The organism is Achromobacter sp. SLBN-14 (assembly GCF_006715415.1).
GTDB lineage: Bacteria > Pseudomonadota > Gammaproteobacteria > Burkholderiales > Burkholderiaceae_B > Achromobacter > Achromobacter mucicolens.
Genome location: NZ_VFNE01000001.1, coordinates 4,861,524 through 4,880,048, shown reverse-complemented (window position 1 = coordinate 4,880,048; position 18,525 = coordinate 4,861,524). Strand labels below are relative to the sequence as shown.

Annotated in this window: 16 protein-coding genes; 10 read left to right on the top strand and 6 right to left on the bottom strand. The window is 67.8% G+C overall.

Features of this window, described 5'->3' with window-relative positions; all coding sequences use genetic code 11:
* Nucleotides 1-55: 55 nt before the first annotated feature.
* The 5 genes from FBY20_RS22370 to xseA form a co-directional block, all read right to left on the bottom strand.
* Nucleotides 56-1,450 carry a chloride channel protein gene (locus FBY20_RS22370; RefSeq protein WP_142056155.1) on the bottom strand — a complete coding sequence of 465 codons (1,395 nt, stop codon included), beginning with the start codon at nt 1,448-1,450 and terminating at the stop codon, nt 56-58.
* A 95-nt stretch (nt 1,451-1,545) separates the two neighbouring features.
* Nucleotides 1,546-3,261 (bottom strand): methyl-accepting chemotaxis protein, encoded by a 1,716-nt coding sequence (locus FBY20_RS22365; RefSeq protein ID WP_142054669.1) that lies wholly within the window; start codon nt 3,259-3,261, stop codon nt 1,546-1,548.
* A 278-nt stretch (nt 3,262-3,539) separates the two neighbouring features.
* Nucleotides 3,540-4,118, bottom strand: a complete 579-nt coding sequence (gene sodB / locus FBY20_RS22360) for a superoxide dismutase [Fe] (protein WP_056324270.1) — start codon at nt 4,116-4,118, stop codon at nt 3,540-3,542.
* Nucleotides 4,119-4,272: 154 nt separating this feature from the next.
* On the bottom strand, nt 4,273-7,482 hold the full coding sequence (locus tag FBY20_RS22355; protein ID WP_142054667.1) for an ankyrin repeat domain-containing protein: 3,210 nt from the start codon (nt 7,480-7,482) through the stop codon (nt 4,273-4,275).
* Between the two features lie 45 nt (nt 7,483-7,527).
* Nucleotides 7,528-8,895 (bottom strand): exodeoxyribonuclease VII large subunit, encoded by a 1,368-nt coding sequence (xseA, locus tag FBY20_RS22350; RefSeq protein WP_142054665.1) that lies wholly within the window; start codon nt 8,893-8,895, stop codon nt 7,528-7,530.
* 350 nt (nt 8,896-9,245) lie between these two features.
* On the opposite strand from xseA, the gene FBY20_RS22345 reads away from it, so the two are divergent.
* The 10 genes from FBY20_RS22345 to rpsT all read left to right on the top strand — a co-directional run bounded on the left by FBY20_RS22345 (nt 9,246) and on the right by rpsT (nt 17,471).
* A complete protein-coding gene (locus tag FBY20_RS22345; protein ID WP_056324265.1) occupies nt 9,246-9,869 on the top strand; it encodes a MotA/TolQ/ExbB proton channel family protein in 624 nt (207 codons plus the stop codon).
* Nucleotides 9,866-10,279: a biopolymer transporter ExbD gene (locus FBY20_RS22340; protein WP_062840673.1), complete on the top strand. Its 414-nt coding sequence runs from the start codon at nt 9,866-9,868 to the stop codon at nt 10,277-10,279. Before FBY20_RS22345 ends, FBY20_RS22340 begins: the two co-directional genes overlap by 4 nt.
* The gene (lpxK, locus tag FBY20_RS22335) at nt 10,276-11,445 is read left to right on the top strand and encodes a tetraacyldisaccharide 4'-kinase (RefSeq protein WP_142054663.1); all 1,170 of its coding nucleotides are present in this window, start codon (nt 10,276-10,278) and stop codon (nt 11,443-11,445) included. Before FBY20_RS22340 ends, lpxK begins: the two co-directional genes overlap by 4 nt.
* 69 nt (nt 11,446-11,514) lie before the next feature.
* Nucleotides 11,515-11,697 (top strand): Trm112 family protein, encoded by a 183-nt coding sequence (locus FBY20_RS22330; RefSeq protein ID WP_056324258.1) that lies wholly within the window; start codon nt 11,515-11,517, stop codon nt 11,695-11,697.
* A 10-nt stretch (nt 11,698-11,707) separates the two neighbouring features.
* Nucleotides 11,708-12,472 carry a 3-deoxy-manno-octulosonate cytidylyltransferase gene (gene kdsB / locus FBY20_RS22325; RefSeq protein WP_142054661.1) on the top strand — a complete coding sequence of 255 codons (765 nt, stop codon included), beginning with the start codon at nt 11,708-11,710 and terminating at the stop codon, nt 12,470-12,472.
* Between the two features lie 91 nt (nt 12,473-12,563).
* Entirely contained in the window at nt 12,564-13,220 is a 657-nt protein-coding gene (gene adk / locus FBY20_RS22320; protein WP_056324253.1) for an adenylate kinase, read from the top strand.
* Nucleotides 13,221-13,354: 134 nt separating this feature from the next.
* Entirely contained in the window at nt 13,355-14,113 is a 759-nt protein-coding gene (locus tag FBY20_RS22315) for a 3-hydroxyacyl-CoA dehydrogenase (protein ID WP_056324250.1), read from the top strand.
* Between the two features lie 103 nt (nt 14,114-14,216).
* Nucleotides 14,217-15,776 carry a murein biosynthesis integral membrane protein MurJ gene (gene murJ, locus FBY20_RS22310; protein WP_056324247.1) on the top strand — a complete coding sequence of 520 codons (1,560 nt, stop codon included), beginning with the start codon at nt 14,217-14,219 and terminating at the stop codon, nt 15,774-15,776.
* Between the two features lie 195 nt (nt 15,777-15,971).
* A complete protein-coding gene (locus tag FBY20_RS22305) occupies nt 15,972-16,943 on the top strand; it encodes a FecR domain-containing protein (RefSeq protein WP_056324243.1) in 972 nt (323 codons plus the stop codon).
* Between the two features lie 264 nt (nt 16,944-17,207).
* A complete protein-coding gene (gene rpsT / locus FBY20_RS22300; RefSeq protein WP_043542310.1) occupies nt 17,208-17,471 on the top strand; it encodes a 30S ribosomal protein S20 in 264 nt (87 codons plus the stop codon).
* Nucleotides 17,472-17,598: 127 nt separating this feature from the next.
* Here rpsT and FBY20_RS22295 read toward each other — a convergent pair whose 3' ends face one another.
* The gene (locus FBY20_RS22295) at nt 17,599-18,516 is read right to left on the bottom strand and encodes a LysR family transcriptional regulator (protein WP_142054659.1); all 918 of its coding nucleotides are present in this window, start codon (nt 18,514-18,516) and stop codon (nt 17,599-17,601) included.
* Between the last annotated feature and the right edge of the window lie 9 nt (nt 18,517-18,525).

Below are 18,525 nucleotides of genomic sequence, written 5' to 3'. Positions count from 1 at the left end.
GACGTTCACATTAGCCGGCCGTGCGGCGCCCGAAAACGGGCGCCCGTGCACGCGATCAGTGCGTCCCGGCCTTGGCCGCTCGGCCTGCCTCGACGATGGCTTGCCGGCGGAAACGGCCGGCCGCCAGATGGTAGAACGGTTGCGGGCAGAATTGGCGCGACACGCCGGACGCCAGCAGCGACGCCACCAGCAGCCAGAACAGCATGGGCTGGCTGCCCGTCATTTCCATCACCACCACGCTGGCCGTCAACGGCGCCTGCGTGGCGGCCGCCAGAAAGGCGGCCATCGACACCAACACCAGCACGCGCTGGTCAACGCCGTTGCCCGCGAGCTCCCAGACGTGGTGGCCGATGCCCGCGCCCGTGGTCAGCGCTGGCGTGAAGATGCCGCCGGGTATGCCCGCCCAGTACGACGCCACGGTCGCGAACAGCTTGGCGATGCCAAAGCCGTCCGGCACCGAGTCCTTCCCGTTGAGCAGATCGGCGGCGGCGGCGTAGCCGGTGCCGTAGACGCTGCCCGCGGTGCACAGGCCGATGACCGCCAGGGCCAGGCCCATGATGAACGCCGTCCAGATCGGATGCGCCCGGATCCAGCCGCGCCACGATTGCGGCGCCGCCAGGACGGGGCCCTTGCCCAGCAACCGCGCGAAGATGCCGCCCAGCGCGCCGTTGAGCGCGCCGCAGATGACGATCCACATCAGCATGTTCTGGGACAGCGGCGCGCCGCCGAACACGCCGAAATAGGGATTGTTGCCTTCAACGGCCACGACCAGAAAGCCGGCGGCCAATACGCCGATCAGCACCAGCCGCTGCCAGCGCAGCACCGTGCCGCGGCCCAGTTCCTCGATCGCGAAGATGACCCCGGCCAGCGGCGCATTGAATGCCGCGGCCAGGCCGCCCGCGGCGCCCGCAGCGATCAGCTCGTTGGCGTGAAAGCCGCGCAACTGCAAGCCGCGGCGCTTCCAGAAGTCGCCCCATGCCAGCATCAGCGCCGCGCCAACCTGCACCGAAGGCCCCTCGCGGCCAATCGACGCGCCCGCCAGCATGCCAAAGAACGCCAACGGGATTTTCCAGAGGCTTTGCGCCAAGGACACCAGGCTGCTTTGGCTGGGCCCCGGCGGCAGCGACAACGCGCCAATGACCTGGGGAATGCCGCTGCCCGAGGCGTTGGGCGCGAAGCGCAACGTGAGCCAGCGCAAGGCGGCAAGGCCGAACGGCATCACCAGCAGCGCGAGCCATCCGTTGTAGGCCACCCACTGCCGGTTCCACGCCAGCGCCTTGTCGGCAAGATAGGCAAAACCCAGCGACATGAGCGCCACCAGCGCGGCGCCACCCAGCAGCAGCCCCAGTTGCACGCTTTTGCGTGACAGCCGGTTGACCTGACGCACCTTGCGGCGCGTAAGCCGGCGTGTTCGGGCAATGACGCGGCGGACGGGGTCGGGCAGGGGCATGGACGAGAAATGGGTGGTGTGGCGGGTTGCCAACCATACCATCCCCTCCTGACCCGTAACCGAACGGCCGCCGCCCATCGCGGCGGCCGTCCGCCTTAGAAGGACGACCAGTCGTCGTCCTGCGAGGCGTTGGCCAGCGCGGGCCGGGCCTGCACCGGGCGCGCGGCCGGCGCGGCAGCGGCGGGCTTGCGCGCGGCGGTGCGTTCCGACGGCAGCAACCGGGCTTGCGCCTGAACCGCCGTCGCACCACCTGCATCGACCTTGAAGCGGCGCACTTCCTGCGCCAGGCGGGTGGCCTGCTCCTGCATGCTGGCTGCGGCTGCTGCCGCTTCCTCGACCAGGGCGGCGTTCTGCTGGGTCACGGCGTCCATCTGCGACACGGCCTGATTCACCTGGCCGATGCCGGCCGATTGCTCTTCCGAGGCGCCCGAGATCTCGCGCACCAGGGTTGCAACCTGGCGCACGCTGTCGACCACTTCGCGCATCGTGCGTCCGGCTTCGTCGACCTGACGCGTGCCGCCTTCGACGCGGGTCACCGATTCATCGATCAAGGCCTTGATTTCCTTGGCGGCCACGGCGGAACGCTGGGCCAGCGTGCGCACCTCGCCCGCCACGACGGCAAAGCCGCGGCCCTGCTCGCCCGCACGCGCGGCTTCCACCGCGGCGTTGAGCGCCAGGATGTTGGTCTGGAATGCAATGCCGTCGATCACGCCCGTGATGTCGGCGATGCGGCGCGAGCTGTCGGAAATTGCGCTCATGGTCTGCACCACGCCTTCGACCACTTCGCCGCCGCGCACGGCAACGCTGGACGCCTGGCTGACCAGACGGTCGGCTTCCCCGGCGTTGTTGGCGTTTTGCTGCACCGTGCTGGTCAGTTGCTCCATCGACGCCGCGGTCTCTTCCAGCGAGGACGCCTGCTCTTCCGTGCGCTGCGACAGGTCGGAGTTGCCCTGCGCGATCTGGGACGACGCCGAAGCGATGTTCTCACAGCCGTCGCGCACGTCCTTGACGATGCGAGCCAGGCTTTCGTTCATGGCCTTGAGCGCCGCCATCAGGTCGCCGGTTTCGTCGCGCGTGGCAACGCGGATATCGGCAGTCAGGTCGCCCGCGGCCACCTGGCGCGCCGCCGACACGGCCTCGCTCAGCGGACGCACGATGCCTCGCGTCACCAGCCATCCCAGCAGCATGCCGATGGCCACGCCGGCGATCGCAAGCGCGATCATGACAGCACGAACCGTGTTGTAGAGATCCGTCCCGTCCTGCACGGAAAGCTCGGCGGACTTTTCCTTGTTGACCGCCAGGTCGGTCATCAGATCATCGAGCTTTTGCGACGTCGCGATGACGCGCTTGTCGATCTCGGCCACGCGTGCGTCGGTCTGCGTCAACGGCTGCGACTTGGCCGCCTCGAAGAACGCCATGGCCTCGCGCTTCCATGCCTGCTCGGTTTCATTGAATTGCGCCAGCAGGCGCTTGGCCGGTTCGCCGTAGAAATTCTCGGCCGCCTTGTCCCGCAGGCCGTCCATGGTCTTGACCGCATCGTCGAACTGCTTGCGCAGCGCCAGCCGCGCGTCCTCGGAGGATGCGGCCAAGTAGGCGTTACGCGCACGCCCCGCGTAGATGAGGTTGAGGTTGGCTTCCTTCAGATCCGAAATGCCGCGCAGTTCGGTGTCGTAAAGCCTGTCATTCATTTCATTGATGCGCGACAGCCCCCATACGCCGAACGCCCCGATCGCCCCGCCTATCACCGCCACCAGCAAAAACGCGCCCGTCAGGCGTGACCCGATGCGCATTCCCGAAAATAACCGCAACATGCTTCCCTTCCCTGTGAGTGCCCCGGCTTATGGCGGCGTTGCCGCAGCCCTGCGCTCCGGGGTGCAGGCGCAGGCCGGAGGAAACGATAGCGACGTTTGGCCTAGGGCTTACCCTGAAGAGAAGCCAGTTCCCGTGTCAGTTTCGTGTAATGAAATCGACAGTCGACACGGGTTTTCGAAACTGAATTTTTCCTGAACAAAAGAAAACCCCTCGCCGGGGCGAGGGGTCGTTTTCACGGGGTGCGGCGCGGGGGCCGCATGGCGCCCGGAACTGGAGATCAGGCGAAGTTCTTGGCCGCGAAATCCCAGTTTGCCAGTGCCCAGAAATTCTCCAGATACTTGGGACGCGCGTTGCGGTAGTCGATGTAGTACGCGTGTTCCCAGACATCACAGGTGAGCAGCGGCTTGTCGGCCGTCGTGAGCGGGGTGGCGGCGTTGCTGGTGTTGACGATGTCGACCGAGCCGTCGGCCTTCTTGACCAGCCAGGTCCAGCCCGAACCGAAGTTGCCGGCAGCCGACTTGTTGAAGGCTTCCTTGAAGGCGTCGAAGCTGCCCCACTTGGCGTTGATGGCGTCAGCCAGCGCGCCGGTGGGAGCGCCGCCGGCCTTGGGAGCCAGGCTGTTCCAGTAGAAGGTGTGGTTCCAGACCTGAGCGGCGTTGTTGAAAATGCCACCCGAGGACTTCTTCACGATGTCTTCCAGCGACAGCGTTTCGAATTCCGTGCCCGGGATCAGGTTGTTCAGATTCGTGACGTACGTCTGGTGATGCTTGCCGTAGTGGAACTCCAGCGTTTCCTTGGAGATGTGCGGCGCCAGGGCGTCGAGTTCGTAAGGCAGGGGGGGAAGAGTATGTGCCATGTGATGGTTCCTTCTGTTGAGAGCACGATCAAGCCGGTCAATTGTATCGGCAACTCCTGAGGATACCGTGTTAACCCCGCGCTGGCGCGGGGTTAACGGGCACATGCTTATTACCGGGCCGTCCCCGCGCCCGCGAGCGACCGCGGGCATCTGGTCACTTCGTGTAGCGCAGTTCCCTGCCGCCGGCCGTCTCGACCAAGGCGCCGTCGTCGGCCACGGCCAGGACTTTGTGCAGCGGCGCGCTGGCCGCGCCGTCCGGCACGTCGATATCGATGCGAATGGACCGCGTGGCCGGATCGATGCGGCTCACATCCACTTCATGCCAGCGTTCGCCAGCCGGCAACGGCACGAATACGGCCAGGGACTTCAGCGCGCCCTCGGCAATGGGCACGCTGACGCCGTCCGCGCCTTCCGATCGGCGCGGCCCGCCGCCGTAATCGGCATCAGCCGACGACGCCGCCACATCGATGCTGACCGGCCTGCCCCGGTGATACACCCGCACCGTCAGCATGCCGGGCTCGGCGGGCAGCCTGTCGGCGCGCACGCTGGCGATGGCTGAAAACGGCCGCAGCGGCGGCGTATCCAGGAAAATCTGCTTGCCGTCGGCGCGCCAGGCGCCGTGCGCGTTGATGTCGACGGCGCCATAGCTCAGGAAGTATTCAAAGCTGCCGTCCTCGCGCAGCAGCAATTCGCTGCCGACCTCCCGAACACCGCTCAGAAAATAGTGCCCGGGAACGCGGATGGCTTCGGTGGATTTGTTCGCGGCCTTCGCGCCCAGGCGCGGGCCTTGCGCGGCCGGTGGCGCGCAGTCCGCCTGCAGCGTGACGCCCGCGTCCTGCAGGGTCTGCGCGAAGACCGGATCGGACTGGCAGACGAGCGCCATGCGAAACGACTGCCCGGACGGCGCGACAGCCGCATCGAACCGCGCGTGATGGCGCGCCAGCAAGGCCAGCATCCCGGGCTGGCCGGTTTCTAGCGCAACCCATGCAGGCCCACGCCCCGAGGCGGCGCCGGCGTCAGGGCTCGCGCCCGCCTCCAGCAGCGCATTCGCCAGGTCCTGGCGGCCCAGCCGTATCGCGGCCGTCAGCGGCGTGTCGTCGCCGGCCACCGGCGCGTCCAGATCGGTTCCCGCGTCCTTGAACTGGCGCAGCACCTGGACCACGGTCTCGTGCCGCGCGGTGATCAGTTGCCGGCTTTGCAACAGCATCGACACGACGCGCTCGGGCAGGCGGCGTCCATCACGCGCGCATGCCGATTCGTGGCCGGTGAACCCGGCCGCATGCAGTTGCGCAAAGTAGCGGGGCTTGTCGACCAGCACGAACTCGGCGTTGTCCGGCAGGCAGGCCTGCGCAATCGCCTGGCCATTCGCGGCACTCACGCGGCGCACCATGTCGATGTCGCCTGACGCCACGGCGGCGTTGAGCAGCGCGTATGGGTTGGGCGCTGCCGGTAGCCGCGGGTCGTCGAAGCGGGCGCCGGCGCGCAGCAGCCGATCCAGCATGGTGGCGTCCTGACGGCCGATCAGCCAATACAAGGCGCTCTCGCCGTCCGGTGCGATGGCGGCCGGGTCCGCGCCCTTGGCGAGCAGCGCGTCGACGACGGCGACGTGGCCGGACGTGGCCGCCAGCAACAGGGGCGGCGTGCCGCCCGCATCCTCCGCCCCCGCTGGCGCGGCATTCCGCCCGGCCGCCGGCGCCGGCGGATTCACCGGCACGCCAGCGTCGATCAGCATCAGGGCGAGCGCCGTATCGCTGTTTTCCAGCGCCTGGCGGATGGCGCCCGCGTCCAGGGTTTTCATGTCGAACCCCGCGTCCGCGAACATGCGCAGGACCGCCGCGCCCTGCCCGCCCGGTTGCCGCAACAGCTGCGCCACCGGCGAGTTGCCGGGATCCTGCAGCGCCGCGCGCAAGGCGCCGGGCGTCATCGCGGACAAGAGGGTGCGCAGCAGCGTCGTGTCCCCGGCCCGCACCGCGGCGTCCAGCGCCGACTGGCGGTCATAGCCATCGCGCCGCAAGCCGGGATCGGCGCCCCCGGCGAGCAGCGTCTTGACGACGTCAGGCTTGCCGGCTTGCACGGCATCGGCCAGCGGTGTGTTGCCATGCGGCTCCGCGGCGTCGCCATCGACCGACGCCCCCAGGGCCAGCAGGCGCCGCACCGTCAGCGCGTCGCCGCGCTGTGCGGCCAGGTTCATGATGGGCCGGTTGCCCATCTCGGGTTTGGCGAAGAGCAGACCGCCTGAGCCCACCTGCGGGCCGCGTTGCGCAAAGGGCATGTCCGCGCGCAGCAGCAACCCGGCGGCCTCGGGGTGCCCGCCTTCGACCGCCGCCTGCGCCGCGTCCAGCCACACATCGCGTTCCCCGCTCTCGCCCCACCCCGTGGCGGGGATCGTGCGCGGTCCCTGCTCCATCAAGAACGACACCGCCTGCGCATCACCCTGGTAGGCGGCGAACGCCAGCGCGGTCAGCTCCTCTTCATAAGCGGGACGGCTGCCCGAAGCGGCCAACGCGCGCAGCGCTTCTGCCCCTTCGGTCAATTCCACCAACGGGAGCCAGCACAGGAAGTCGGCCGCCGGCCGCACCCGGCCTTGTCCGTCCGTCATTGCGCTCGACGCGGCGGCCTTGTCCGCAGCGTCCAGCGCCGCATAGGGACGGCTGGCGCCGGCGCCGAACAAGGCAACCACCATCCGCGTCATGTTCTTGCGATCGACAAGGCGCGGCAGGTAGGTCATGCGCACCGCATATTCGAAATCGCGATTCAGCAGGAATTCCAGGGGCGTTTCGTTGGCGTCGCCGCGCTGGTCCGGGTTGGCGCCCGCGGCCAGCAGCGCCTCCACCGTCTCTGGCGAGCCGTACAGCAGGGCCAGGTGCAGCGGCGGGCGCCGCGACTCGTACGTGATGTCATCCAGCGCGGGTTTGGTGGCCAGCAATGCCGCCAGCATCCGCGCGCGGGCCGGCAGGCCGGCCTCGTGGGCCTGGCGCAGCCGCGCGGAATCTTCCGGCGTCAGGTCCCAATACACGTACTGCGATCGCAGGCCGCGGGGCGGCATCAGCAAAGCGTGCAGCAACGGCACGCCATTCAAGGCATAGTCGCCAGGGCGTTCCAACTGCGCCAGCGCGGCCAGAAACGCCGCCTCGTCGTTGCGGCTGACCGCCGCGAACAGCGCCTCGGTTTGCGGGGTGTCGGCGTTTTTATATTCGCGGTACGGCGACGCACAGTTGCAATCGGCGGCTGCGGCTGCGGGCGGCGTGACTGAGGGCGCAGTAGCTGCGGGCGCTGCCGCCGCTGCCACGGAGCCAACCCCCGTTGCCCATATCGCCGCGGCCAGACCGGTAGCCGCCCATTTCAGATTTCTGTCGTGGAACATCCTGCCGCCAGGGTTTGGGTGGAAAGGATTTGCGGCGCGGAAAGATCAGCTTGGGTCGCGCGTGGAACGCGTGGATTGCACCTGGACCTGCGCGCCTCCCTGCGCAAAGCTCAGGTCCAGCGGCTGGCCCGCCGATAGCGCGGCCGCGTCGCGAACAATGCGGCCCTGCTCGTCTCGAGCGATCGCGTAACCGCGCGCCAGGGTGTTGCCCGGATCCAACGCGCGCAATTGCGCGGACGCGGCGGCGAGCCGGTTGCGACGCTCGACGAGCAATCGCGCCTGGGCCTGGCCCAACTGACGCACGACGCCGGCCAGGCGTTCCGCGGCCCGGCCGGTGTCGGGCACGCGATGACTGAGGCGCTGCGCCAGCAGATTGACCCGCGCGGTGCGCCGGCCTTGCGGCGCCGACCAGGCCGAAGCCAGCCGGTACTGCAGGCTGTTCAAGCGTTCGCGCTGGTGCTGCAAGCGCTGCGCCGGGGAAACGAGCTGCGCGGTGGCGCGATCCAGGCGCTGCGCCGCCCGCTCCAGCCGCCGTTGCTGGCCCCGCACCATGGTCTGCAGGGTCTGCATGACGCGGCCGAGCAATTCGGCGCGCGGCGCGCATGCCAGTTCTGCAGCGGCAGTGGGCGTGGGCGCCCGCAGGTCGGATACGAAGTCCACGATGGTGAAATCGGTTTCGTGGCCCACGCCGCTGATGACGGGGATCTCGCTGACCGCCACCTGGCGCGCCAGGTCCTCGTCGTTGAAGCTCCAGAGGTCTTCGATGCTGCCGCCGCCGCGCACGAGCAGCAGCGTATCCACTTCGGCTCGTTCATTGGCCAGCCGCAATTGGGCGGCCAGCTTGCTCGCGGCGTCCGCACCCTGAACCGGGGCCGGATAGATGATGACCGGAACCTGCGGCGCCCGCCGGGCCAGCGCCGACAGCACGTCGCGCAGCGCCGCCGCATGCAGCGAGGTGATCACGCCGATCGCGCGGGGCAGCCGGACCGGCTCGCGCTTGCGGGCCGGATCGAACAGCCCTTCGGAAGCAAGCTGCTCTTTCAGTCGCAGAAAGGCCTCGTACAGATTGCCTAATCCTGCCCGTCGCATGGCGTCAGCCTGCAGCTGATAGTCGCCCCGCGGCTCGTACAGGGAAACCCGGGCGCGGATCTCGACCTGGTCGCCCGCCCGGGGCACGAAACCCACGGCGCTGGCGCGGCTGCGGAACATGACCGCCCGCACGGCGGCCCGGCTGTCCTTGAGCGTGAAGTACCAATGCCCGGATGCCGCCTGCGTGAAGTTGGAAATCTCTCCACGCACCCACAGCGCCGGGATGCTGCGCTCCAACAACTGCCCCACTGCTTGGTTCAACTGGGCAACTGTAAGGATTTCCCGCGCAAATGCGTTGTTTGTGACTGGGAGTTCAATTGTCATGGGGCTTTCCGATGCGAACCTGTCCACAGGGCAGGCGGAGCGGGCCGCAATGATACCGCGTCCCCAGGAATTTGCAGCAACGGCCCAGAAACGCAGCAAATTCGGTGTAAGCGCATGATTTATAAATATTTTTATGCGATAAGCCGCTGCACTCAATTGAAGCAAACAAGCGCAAGCCCTGTGCCCATAAGCCTTCTGGCTGAGTTCTACACAGAATTATCCACAGATTCTGTGGATAGTTTGGGATCGCCCCGCCTTGCCACATGCGCGCCGCGCCGTTACAGTTTCGGCTTATTCAGACGCCACGACGCGCCCCCTCCGGCGCCTTCGGCTTCTCAGGAGTTGACGCTTTGCTTTCCATTTTGCGCGAGGCCGGCTGGCCCATCTGGCCCCTGCTGGCGACATCCGTGCTGGGCTTGGCGCTGATCTTCGAGCGCTTCCTGTCCCTGCGCCGAAGCCTGGTGATGCCGCGCGGCCTGAACGATCAGGTCGCCGATATGCTGCGCAATCACCAGGACACACCCGAATCGATCCACCGGCTGGAACGCAATTCGCCGCTGGGCCGCGTGCTGGCCGAAGTGATGCGTCACCGTCACCTGCCCCGCGAAGAGCTGCGCAACGTGGTCGAAGACACTGGCCGCGCCGTCGCGCATGATCTCTCCCGCTACATTTCCGCCATCGGCACCATCGCCGTGGTCGCGCCGCTGATGGGCCTGTTCGGCACCGTCGTCGGCATGATCGAAATCTTCGGCTCCTACACCCCCGGCGGCGGCGATCCGGCCCAATTGGCGCGCGGCATCTCGATCGCCCTGTACAACACCGGTTTCGGCATTCTCATCGCCATTCCCGCAATGATCGCGCACCGCTACCTGCGCGGCCGCGTCGACAACTACCTCAATGCGATGGAACAGGCCGCCTCGCGCCTGATCCGCGCCCTCGCGCCGGCGCGCGCCCCCCGCGAGGCCCGTCCATGAATTTCCGCGGATCCCGGGGCGAACGCGATGAGCTGGACATCAACCTGATCCCGCTCATCGACGTCCTGCTGGTCATCCTGATCTTCCTGGCGGCCACCACTTCGTTCACGCGCTTCACGCAGTTGAAGGTAACGCTGCCGCAGGCGTCCTCCGAACAGGACACGCCGCCCGCGCTGGAAGTCGCGGTCAGCCAGGATGGCCGCTACGCCCTGAATGGCACCCTGATCGACGTCTCGACCCCGCCCGAAATCGCCGAGGCCCTGCGCCAGGCCGCGGCCGGCAAGACCGAGCCGCTCATCATCATCAACGCCGACGCCCAGGCCACCCACCAGTCCGTGATCAACATCATGGAAGCCGCCCGCCTCGCCGGCATCGGCCGCGTCAACTTCGCTGCCCAGACCAACCGTTGAAAAACAGACGCGCATCACTGCTGGCCCGCCAATGGCAGCGCGGCGGCTGGCTGTCCACCGCCCTGCGCCCCCTGTCCGCGCTGACCGCCTGGGCGGTGGCGCGCAAGCGCGAACGCTACACCAGCGGCGCCAAGGTGGCGTACCGCGCCCCTGTGCCGGTGGTCGTGATCGGCAACATCTACGTCGGCGGCACGGGCAAGACGCCGATGGTGATCGCCACGGTCGAGAACCTGCGGGCGCGCGGCTACACGCCGGGCGTGGTCAGCCGGGGCTATGGGGTCAAGGTCGGCCCCCACCCCCGCGTCGGACTGGGCGACCTGGAAGCCGCCCGCTTCGGCGACGAACCGGCGTTGATCGCCCGCGCCACCGGTGCGCCGGTGTCCATCCACCCCAGGCGCGCCCTTGCCGCCCAGGCCTTGCTCGACGCCCATCCCCGGGTGGACGTCATCGTCTCGGACGACGGCCTGCAACACCTGGCGCTGGCGCGCGACATCGAAATCGTGGTGCAGGACCTGCGCGGGGTGGGCAACCGGCGCCTGCTGCCCGCCGGCCCGCTGCGCGAGCCCGCCAGCCGGCTGGCCGACGTGGACGCCGTGGTGACCAATATCGGCACGCCCGGCGCCGGTCCTGCGGTGTCAGACACCCCTCTGTCCGTGTCTGACACCCTTGCGGCACGTTCGCAGCCTGACGGCCGTCTCCCCAGGGTGTCAGACACCGAAAGCGCCCCTCCGCGCCAGGTCCAGATGTGGCTCGAACCCGGTCTGGCGCGCCATATCGGGGGACGCAACACGCAGCCGCTGTCCGCCTTTGCCGGCCAGCCCCGCATCGCGGCCGCGGCCGGTATCGGCAATCCGGAGCGCTTTTTCACCACGCTGCGGGCAGCCGGCATCACGCTGTCCGCGACGCTCCCGCTACCCGACCACCACGACTACGCCACGTCGCCGTTCCAGGCGCTGGACGCCGACGTCATCCTCGTCACCGCCAAGGACGCCATCAAATGCGGCGCCCTGAACGATCCCCGGCTGTGGGAAGTGCCCGTGCAAGCCGCGTTCTCCGACCCGGCGCTCTTTGACTGGCTGGCCGACGCGCTGCACGCCCGAAAAGCGCGCCCGGGCCGAGGCCAGAACGGCGGCGCCAAAAAACGGGGTCACAACCCAGCGGCGTAACCGGCGGCTTGCCGCAACACCGACGAGCCGCGCGCTGTCCGGCGGCAAAACTGTTTTAGAATCCCGGTCATGGAATCCCGCCTTCTCGACATCCTCGTTTGCCCCTTGTGCAAGGGCCGCCTCGAACACGACCGCCAGCAGGCCGAGCTGATCTGCCGTGCGGATCGCCTGGCCTTCCCGATCCGCGACGGCATTCCGGTCATGCTGGAGTCCGAAGCGCGCGCGCTGGACGACGCCGCAGCCCCCCGCTGACCGCCGCATCGTGAGCTTCATCGCCATCATTCCGGCGCGCACCGCCTCGACCCGCTTGCCCGACAAGCCGCTTGCCGACATCGCCGGCAAACCCATGGTCGTGCGCACCGCGGATCGCGCCGCGCTGTCGGGCGCCTCGCAGATCTTCATCGCGACCGATGACCTGCGCGTGCAGCAGGCGGTGCAGGCGCACGGGCTGCGCGCCCTGATGACCCGCGGCGACCACCCCACCGGCACGGACCGATTGGCCGAAGCGGTCGAGCAACTGGGCCTGCCCGACGACGCGATCGTCGTGAACGTGCAGGGCGACGAGCCCCTCATCGAACCCGAACTCATCGACGCAGTCGCCGCCAAGCTGCAGGCCTATCCGCAAGCGGACATCGCCACCTGCGCGTGCCCGCTGGCCGACGCCGAGGCGCTGTTCAATCCCAACGTCGTCAAGCTCGTCTGCGCCGCGGACGATCGCGCGCTGTACTTTTCGCGTGCCCCCATTCCGTGGGCGCGCGACGCGCTGGCGGGCGGCGCCCGCGTGCTGGCCGACGGCCTGCCCGCCTGGCATCACATCGGCCTGTACGCCTACCGCGCCTCGTTCCTGCGCCGGTTCCCCACGCTGCCGCAAGGCACGCTGGAACGCTTCGAATCGCTGGAACAACTGCGCGCCATGGAGCATGGCCACACGATCGTCGTCCATCGGGCGTCGACGCCTCCTGCAGGCGGGGTAGATACCCCGGCCGACCTGGAGCGCGTCCGCTTGATCTACAGCAAACCGATATAAGGGTTATTTCGCATGGCGCAGCCCCGCATTGGCTGCTGCGTTGCGGCATAATCCCCCGGATCACAAAAAATAAACCCCTTCAGGAGCACTCATGCGTCTCATCTTGCTCGGACCCCCCGGCGCCGGCAAAGGCACCCAGGCTGCGTTTCTAACGCAGCACTTCGGCATTCCCCAAATCTCCACCGGCGACATGCTGCGCGCCGCCGTGAAAGCGGGCACCCCGCTGGGTATCGAAGCCAAGAAGGTCATGGACGCCGGCGGCCTGGTTTCCGACGAGATCATCATCGGCCTGGTGCAAGATCGCCTGACGCAGCCCGACTGCGCCAACGGTTACCTGTTCGACGGTTTCCCCCGCACGATCCCGCAGGCCGACGCGCTCAAGAGCGCCGGCGTCAAGCTGGACTACGTCGTGGAAATCGCCGTTCCCGAAGAAGACATCATCGAACGCATGAGCGGCCGCCGCGTGCACCAGCCCAGCGGCCGCAGCTACCACGTGCGCTTCAACCCGCCCAAGACCGAAGGCAAGGACGACGTCACCGGTGAAGACCTGGTCCAGCGCGACGACGACCGCGAGGAAACCGTGCGCCACCGCCTGTCGGTCTATCGCGAACAGACCCGTCCCCTGGTCGACTACTACTCGGCCTGGGCGCAGCAGGATCCCGCCGCCGCCCCCAAGTACCGCAAGATCTCCGGCGTGGGCGCGGTCGACGAAATCAAGTCGCGCCTGTTCGAAGCCGTTCAAAGCTGATCGGCGCCTCGACGGCCCAAAGGCCTTCGGCGCCGGCCGGACGCACCGCGTTCCGGCCCTGGCCCGAAGGCCTTGTCGCATCCGGCGCCCGGCGCGCCGCCTTCCTTCCCTTGAACTGATCTGGTGGTACACACATGGAAATCGCGAACAAGGTATTCATCGTTACCGGCGGCGCATCCGGCCTGGGCGCCGGCACCGCCCGCATGCTGGTTGAAAATGGCGCCAAGGTCGTCATTGCCGACCTGCAGGACGAGCCGGGCGAAGCCCTCGCCAAGGAACTCGGCCAGCGCTACGTGCACTGCGACGTGACGCAGGAAGCCGACGGCAAGAAGGTCGTGGCCGCCGCGCTGGAACTGGGCTCGCTGTTCGGTCTGGTGAACTGCGCGGGCGTTGCCCCCGCCGCCAAGATCGTCGGCAAGAACGGCGCGCATCCGCTGGACCTGTTCCAGAAGGTCGTGTCGATCAACCTGATCGGCAGCTTCAACATGATGCGCCTGGCCGCCGAGGCCATGAGCGCCAATACGCCCGAGCCCACCGGCGAGCGCGGCGTGATGATCAACACGGCGTCGGTCGCCGCGTTTGACGGCCAGATCGGCCAGGCGGCCTATGCCGCCTCCAAGGCGGGCGTGGCCGGCATGACGCTGCCCATCGCGCGCGACCTGGCCAAGACCGGCATCCGCTGCATGACCATCGCCCCGGGCATTTTCGGCACCCCGATGATCTTCGGCATGCCGCAGGAAGTGCAGGATTCGCTGGCCGCCAGCATCCCCTTCCCCGCACGCCTGGGCCGGCCCGAAGACTACGCCAAGCTGGTCCACAGCATCATCACCAACGACATGCTCAACGGCGAAACGATCCGTCTGGACGGCGCCATCCGCATGCCGCCGAAGTAATCCAGCGCAATGGCCGGCCCGCCTGGGCCGGCCGTGCTGGCGGCCGGCATTCCGTCCCCCTCCTCCGCGGCGATCCGGCCCGCATTCTCTTCAGTAGTCATCCATGAGCCTGTTCCGTTCGGCCGCCACGGTCAGCAGTTTCACGTTGCTGTCCCGTATTTCCGGCCTGGTCCGCGACATCCTGGTGGCCCGCGCCTTTGGCGCCGGCCCCATTACCGACGCGTTCTGGGTTGCCTTCCGCATTCCCAACCTGCTGCGCCGCCTGTTCGCCGAAGGCGCCTTCGCCCAGGCTTTCGTGCCCATCCTGGGCGCCGCGCGCAACAACCGCTCCGAGGACGAAGTCCGCACGCTGCTGGACCGCGTCGCCCTGCTGCTGACCGCCGCATTGATGCTGGTCACGCTGATCGGCATCATCGCGGCGCCCTGGGTGGTGTCGGCGATGGCCAGCGGCCTGCGCGGGGCGGCGCGCGACACCGAATTCGGCGCGGCGGTCTGGATGACGCGGATGATGTTCCCCTACATCCTCTGCATGTCCCTGATCGCCTTCGCGTCCGGCGTGCTCAACACGTGGCGCCGCTTCGCGGTTCCGGCCTTCACGCCCGTGCTGCTGAATCTGTCCATGATCGGCGCCTGCATCTGGCTTGCGCCGCGCATGGACGTGCCGGTGTATGCGCTGGCGGTCGGCGTCATGATCGGCGGCGTGGCGCAACTGGCCGTTCAGTGGGTCGCGCTGGCGCGCCTGGGCCTCACGCCGCGGTTTTCGCTGCGCTTTGGCCAGGCCTGGGCCGATCCCACCGTGCAGCGCATCCTCAAGCAGATGGCGCCCGCCACGCTGGGCGTATCCGTCGCGCAGATCTCGCTGCTCATCAACACCAATATCGCGACGTGGCTGACGCCCGGCAGCGTGACGTGGCTGTCGTTCGCCGACCGCCTGATGGAATTTCCCACGGCGCTCCTGGGCGTGGCGTTGGGCACCGTCCTGCTGCCAAGCCTGTCCGCCGCGCACGCCCGCGACGATCACGGCGGCTACAGCGCACTGCTCGACTGGGGACTGCGCCTGGTCCTGCTCTTGGGCCTGCCCGCCGCCGTCGGCATGGCGCTGCTGTCCGATGGGCTGGTCGCCACGCTGTTCCATTACGGCGCCTTCGACGCGCAGGACGTGTTGCAGACGCGCTTGGCGGTGATCTCCTACTCGGCGGGATTGATCGGCCTGCTTGCAGTCAAGATCCTGGCCCCCGGGTTTTACGCCAAACAGGACATCCGCACGCCCGTGAAGATCGCCATCGCCGTGCTGGTGGTGACGCAGCTGCTGAACGTGGCGCTCGTCCCCACGCTGGCGCATGCCGGACTTGCCCTGGCGATCGGCCTGGGCGCGTGCCTGAATGCCCTGGCGCTGTTGATCGGCCTTCGCCGCCGTGGCGTCTACCAGCCGGGCGCAGGCTGGACGGCGTTTGCCTTGCGCCTGGTGCCCGCCCTGGCCGGACTGGCCGCGCTGCTCTGGTATGCGGACACCCGCATAGATTGGATCGCCCTGCAGGCGCATGCCGGCCAGCGCGCGCTCCTTTTGGCCGGCGTTCTGGCCGCCAGCGGCGTGGTGTATTTCGGCATGTTGTTACTGTTTGGATTTCGCCCCAGGGACTTCGGACGACGCCCGAAGCCGTAATTCCCCCTGTTTGGGCTACATTGCCATCCAAAAGCCGGCCAAACGCCGGCTTTTCGCACTAAATTCGTCAAGAATTGACAAGCGGGCCGTAATCTTTGGTAAAAAACCTTTATGATTTAAAAATTGCGACTGAGAGGACCCCCTGCTGGCCCCGGCTGGCGGGAATATGAAGTGAAGTACGCCCAAGGACAACCCATGGCGGACCAGGTGATCAATTGGCTGTTACTGCTGCGCTCCGGCAAAGCAACGGCCCAGGACTACAACGACTTCCTGGCGTGGCGAGCGGCCGACCCTGTCCATGAGAACGCCTGGCAGCAATTGACGGGTACCCTGGCGGGATCGTCGTTCGGCCGGCTTGGCGATGTTTACGCCACCGGCAGCGGCGGCGGCGCCTCGGGCGCGGCCGCCTCGCTGATCCCTCCCCCGCCCGCGGCCATCATGCCGCCCCGCCGCCGATTCCTGACTGGTGCGCTTGCGCTCGCCGGTACGGGCGCGGCCGCCGCTTACGTCGGCAACGCCTTCTACCCGCTGAACAACGTCGCCGCCGACGCAGCCACGGCAACCGGCGAACGCCGCCGCTATCTGCTGTCCGACGGCAGCCAGCTCCTGCTCGACGCCCGCAGCCGCGTCGACCTGGATTTCACAGCCGCGTACCGCCAGGTCCGTCTTCTCGATGGCGCCGTCACGGTGTCGGTCGCGCCGGACGCCCGCCGTCCGTTCCTGGTCCAGACGGCGCAGGGCACGGTCCGCGCACTGGGCACCCGCTACATGGTGCGCCAGCAGGCGCAACGAACGGTCGTGGTCGTGCACGAGCACGAAGTCGAAGTCGAGACCATGTCGGGCGCTCACGGCACCATCCGCGCCGGCACCGGCGCCCGCTTCGACAATGCCCGCATGGACACCCCCCGTGCCGAACTGATGGCCGAAGCCGCCTGGGAGTCCGGGTGGGTCGAAGCCCGCGGCCGCCCGCTGGCGGAAGTCATCGCCGCCCTGCGCCCCTATCGCAGCGGCACCCTGCGCGTGTCGATGGCCGCCGGGGGCCTGCCCGTGTCAGGCCACTTCCCCCTGGACGACACCGACGCCGCGCTGGACAGCCTGCAGGACCTGATGCCGATCCAGGTGCGCCGGTTCACGCCCTGGTTCGTGTCCATCAGCGTCGCGGCCTGACAACGGCGGCCACGAAGGTCTGCCGGGCGCGGCGCTTTCCGTTGTATACTACGCACCGTGTTTTTATCCAGTAGGCGCCGCGAATTTTCCTCGCGTTTTCAAGAGGATCACTCGCAAGGGTTCTCCAACCCGGGAATTCTTCCCAGCAGCGCCCTCCCGCCCGGTTGACGGGCGCTCCATCGGTTGAAGCGACATTAAAAGCTTGCATTCCCCACGGGGCTTGCTACAATGTTCGACTTTGCCGAATTCAACTTACAAAGCAACATGGCCAATACCGCCCAAGCCCGCAAGCGCGCTCGCCAATCCGTTGAGCGCAACAAGCACAATTCCAGCCTGCGCTCGATGCTGCGCACCGCCATCAAGCGCGTCCGCCAATCCATCGCCGCTGGCGACAAGGCTGCGGCTGGCGAAGTGTTCCAGAAGGCCACCAGCGTGATCGATCGCGTGGCTGACAAGAACATCATCCACAAGAACAAGGCCGCTCGCCACAAGAGCCGCCTGGCTGCCGCCATCAAGGCGCTGGCCTAAGCCATTCTGCCGCCCCGGTTTTCGGGGCGTCACGAATACGGCAAATGAAGAAGGATGCCCGCGGGCATCCTTTTTTTGTTGGCTGCCGGTTTTCGCGGCCGCAAGACGCCACAGGCCACCGTCCCTGCTACGTGCCCTGCGCGGCTGCCAGCTTGGCCTCGATGGCGGCCGCGGCGTCGCGCAGCGATTCCATGAAGGCGCCGACCAGCGGGTTGCCGGGTCGATGTTCCGGAAACACCACGTTGACGCGGAACGGAAACGACCGCGTCAGCGGCCGGATGTGCAGCCCCCGCCCCACGAAGTCCAGCGCCGTCAGCGGATTGACGATGGCCACGCCCAGCCCCTGACGCACGAACGTGCAAACCGACACCGCCGTGGGCGTTTCCACGATGGACCGGGGCAGCACGCCCGCCTGGGCGAATGCTTCGTCGATCTGGACGCGGTAGGGATCGTTGGCGGACAGGCTGACGAAGGCCTGCCCTTCGAAATCGGCCAGGCCGAGAGCCGCGCGGGCCAGCAGCGGATGGCCGTCAGGCAGCACGCAGACCTCATCAACCTGAGTCAGCAACTCCAGCCGCGTGCCGGCGGGAGCCGAATCCTGCTCGGTCAGGCCCAGATCGTAGCGCTGCGCGGTCAGCCATTCTTCCAGCAGCGGCGACTCCTGCGTTTCGACCGACAGGCTTACCCCGGGGTGGCGGCCGTGAAAGCGCAGAAACGCATCGGGCAGGATCGAATGCGAGAACGCCGGCAGGGAGATCACCGAGAGCTGCCCTTCCCGGAACGCGCGCAGACGCGCGGCGGCGGACGCCACGCGCTCCAGGCCGGCGTAGGACTGCCGCACCTCTTCAAAGAGCGCCAGCGCGGGCCTGGTGGCCCGCAGACGCCCCGCGACGCGTTCAAACAGCGCGAAGCCGATGGTCTGTTCCATGCGCGCCAGCTCGCGGCTCACGGTTGGCTGCGACGTGTTCATGAACTCGGCCGCGCGGGTCACGCTGCCGGCGATCATCACGGCACGAAAGACTTCAATGTGGCGATGCGTCAGCATCCCAACTCC

Bases quoted from the DNA above. Each gene is read 5' to 3' on its own strand.
- FBY20_RS22295 (WP_142054659.1), bottom strand. From the start codon at position 18,516: ATGCTGACGCATCGCCACATTGAAGTCTTTCGTGCCGTGATGATCGCC.
- rpsT (WP_043542310.1), top strand. From the start codon at position 17,208: ATGGCCAATACCGCCCAAGCCCGCAAGCGCGCTCGCCAATCCGTTGAG.
- FBY20_RS22330 (WP_056324258.1), top strand. From the start codon at position 11,515: ATGGAATCCCGCCTTCTCGACATCCTCGTTTGCCCCTTGTGCAAGGGC.
- xseA (WP_142054665.1), bottom strand. From the start codon at position 8,895: ATGACAATTGAACTCCCAGTCACAAACAACGCATTTGCGCGGGAAATC.
- FBY20_RS22355 (WP_142054667.1), bottom strand. From the start codon at position 7,482: ATGTTCCACGACAGAAATCTGAAATGGGCGGCTACCGGTCTGGCCGCG.
- adk (WP_056324253.1), top strand. From the start codon at position 12,564: ATGCGTCTCATCTTGCTCGGACCCCCCGGCGCCGGCAAAGGCACCCAG.
- sodB (WP_056324270.1), bottom strand. From the start codon at position 4,118: ATGGCACATACTCTTCCCCCCCTGCCTTACGAACTCGACGCCCTGGCG.
- FBY20_RS22340 (WP_062840673.1), top strand. From the start codon at position 9,866: ATGAATTTCCGCGGATCCCGGGGCGAACGCGATGAGCTGGACATCAAC.
- murJ (WP_056324247.1), top strand. From the start codon at position 14,217: ATGAGCCTGTTCCGTTCGGCCGCCACGGTCAGCAGTTTCACGTTGCTG.
- FBY20_RS22315 (WP_056324250.1), top strand. From the start codon at position 13,355: ATGGAAATCGCGAACAAGGTATTCATCGTTACCGGCGGCGCATCCGGC.
- FBY20_RS22370 (WP_142056155.1), bottom strand. From the start codon at position 1,450: ATGCCCCTGCCCGACCCCGTCCGCCGCGTCATTGCCCGAACACGCCGG.
- FBY20_RS22305 (WP_056324243.1), top strand. From the start codon at position 15,972: ATGGCGGACCAGGTGATCAATTGGCTGTTACTGCTGCGCTCCGGCAAA.
- FBY20_RS22365 (WP_142054669.1), bottom strand. From the start codon at position 3,261: ATGTTGCGGTTATTTTCGGGAATGCGCATCGGGTCACGCCTGACGGGC.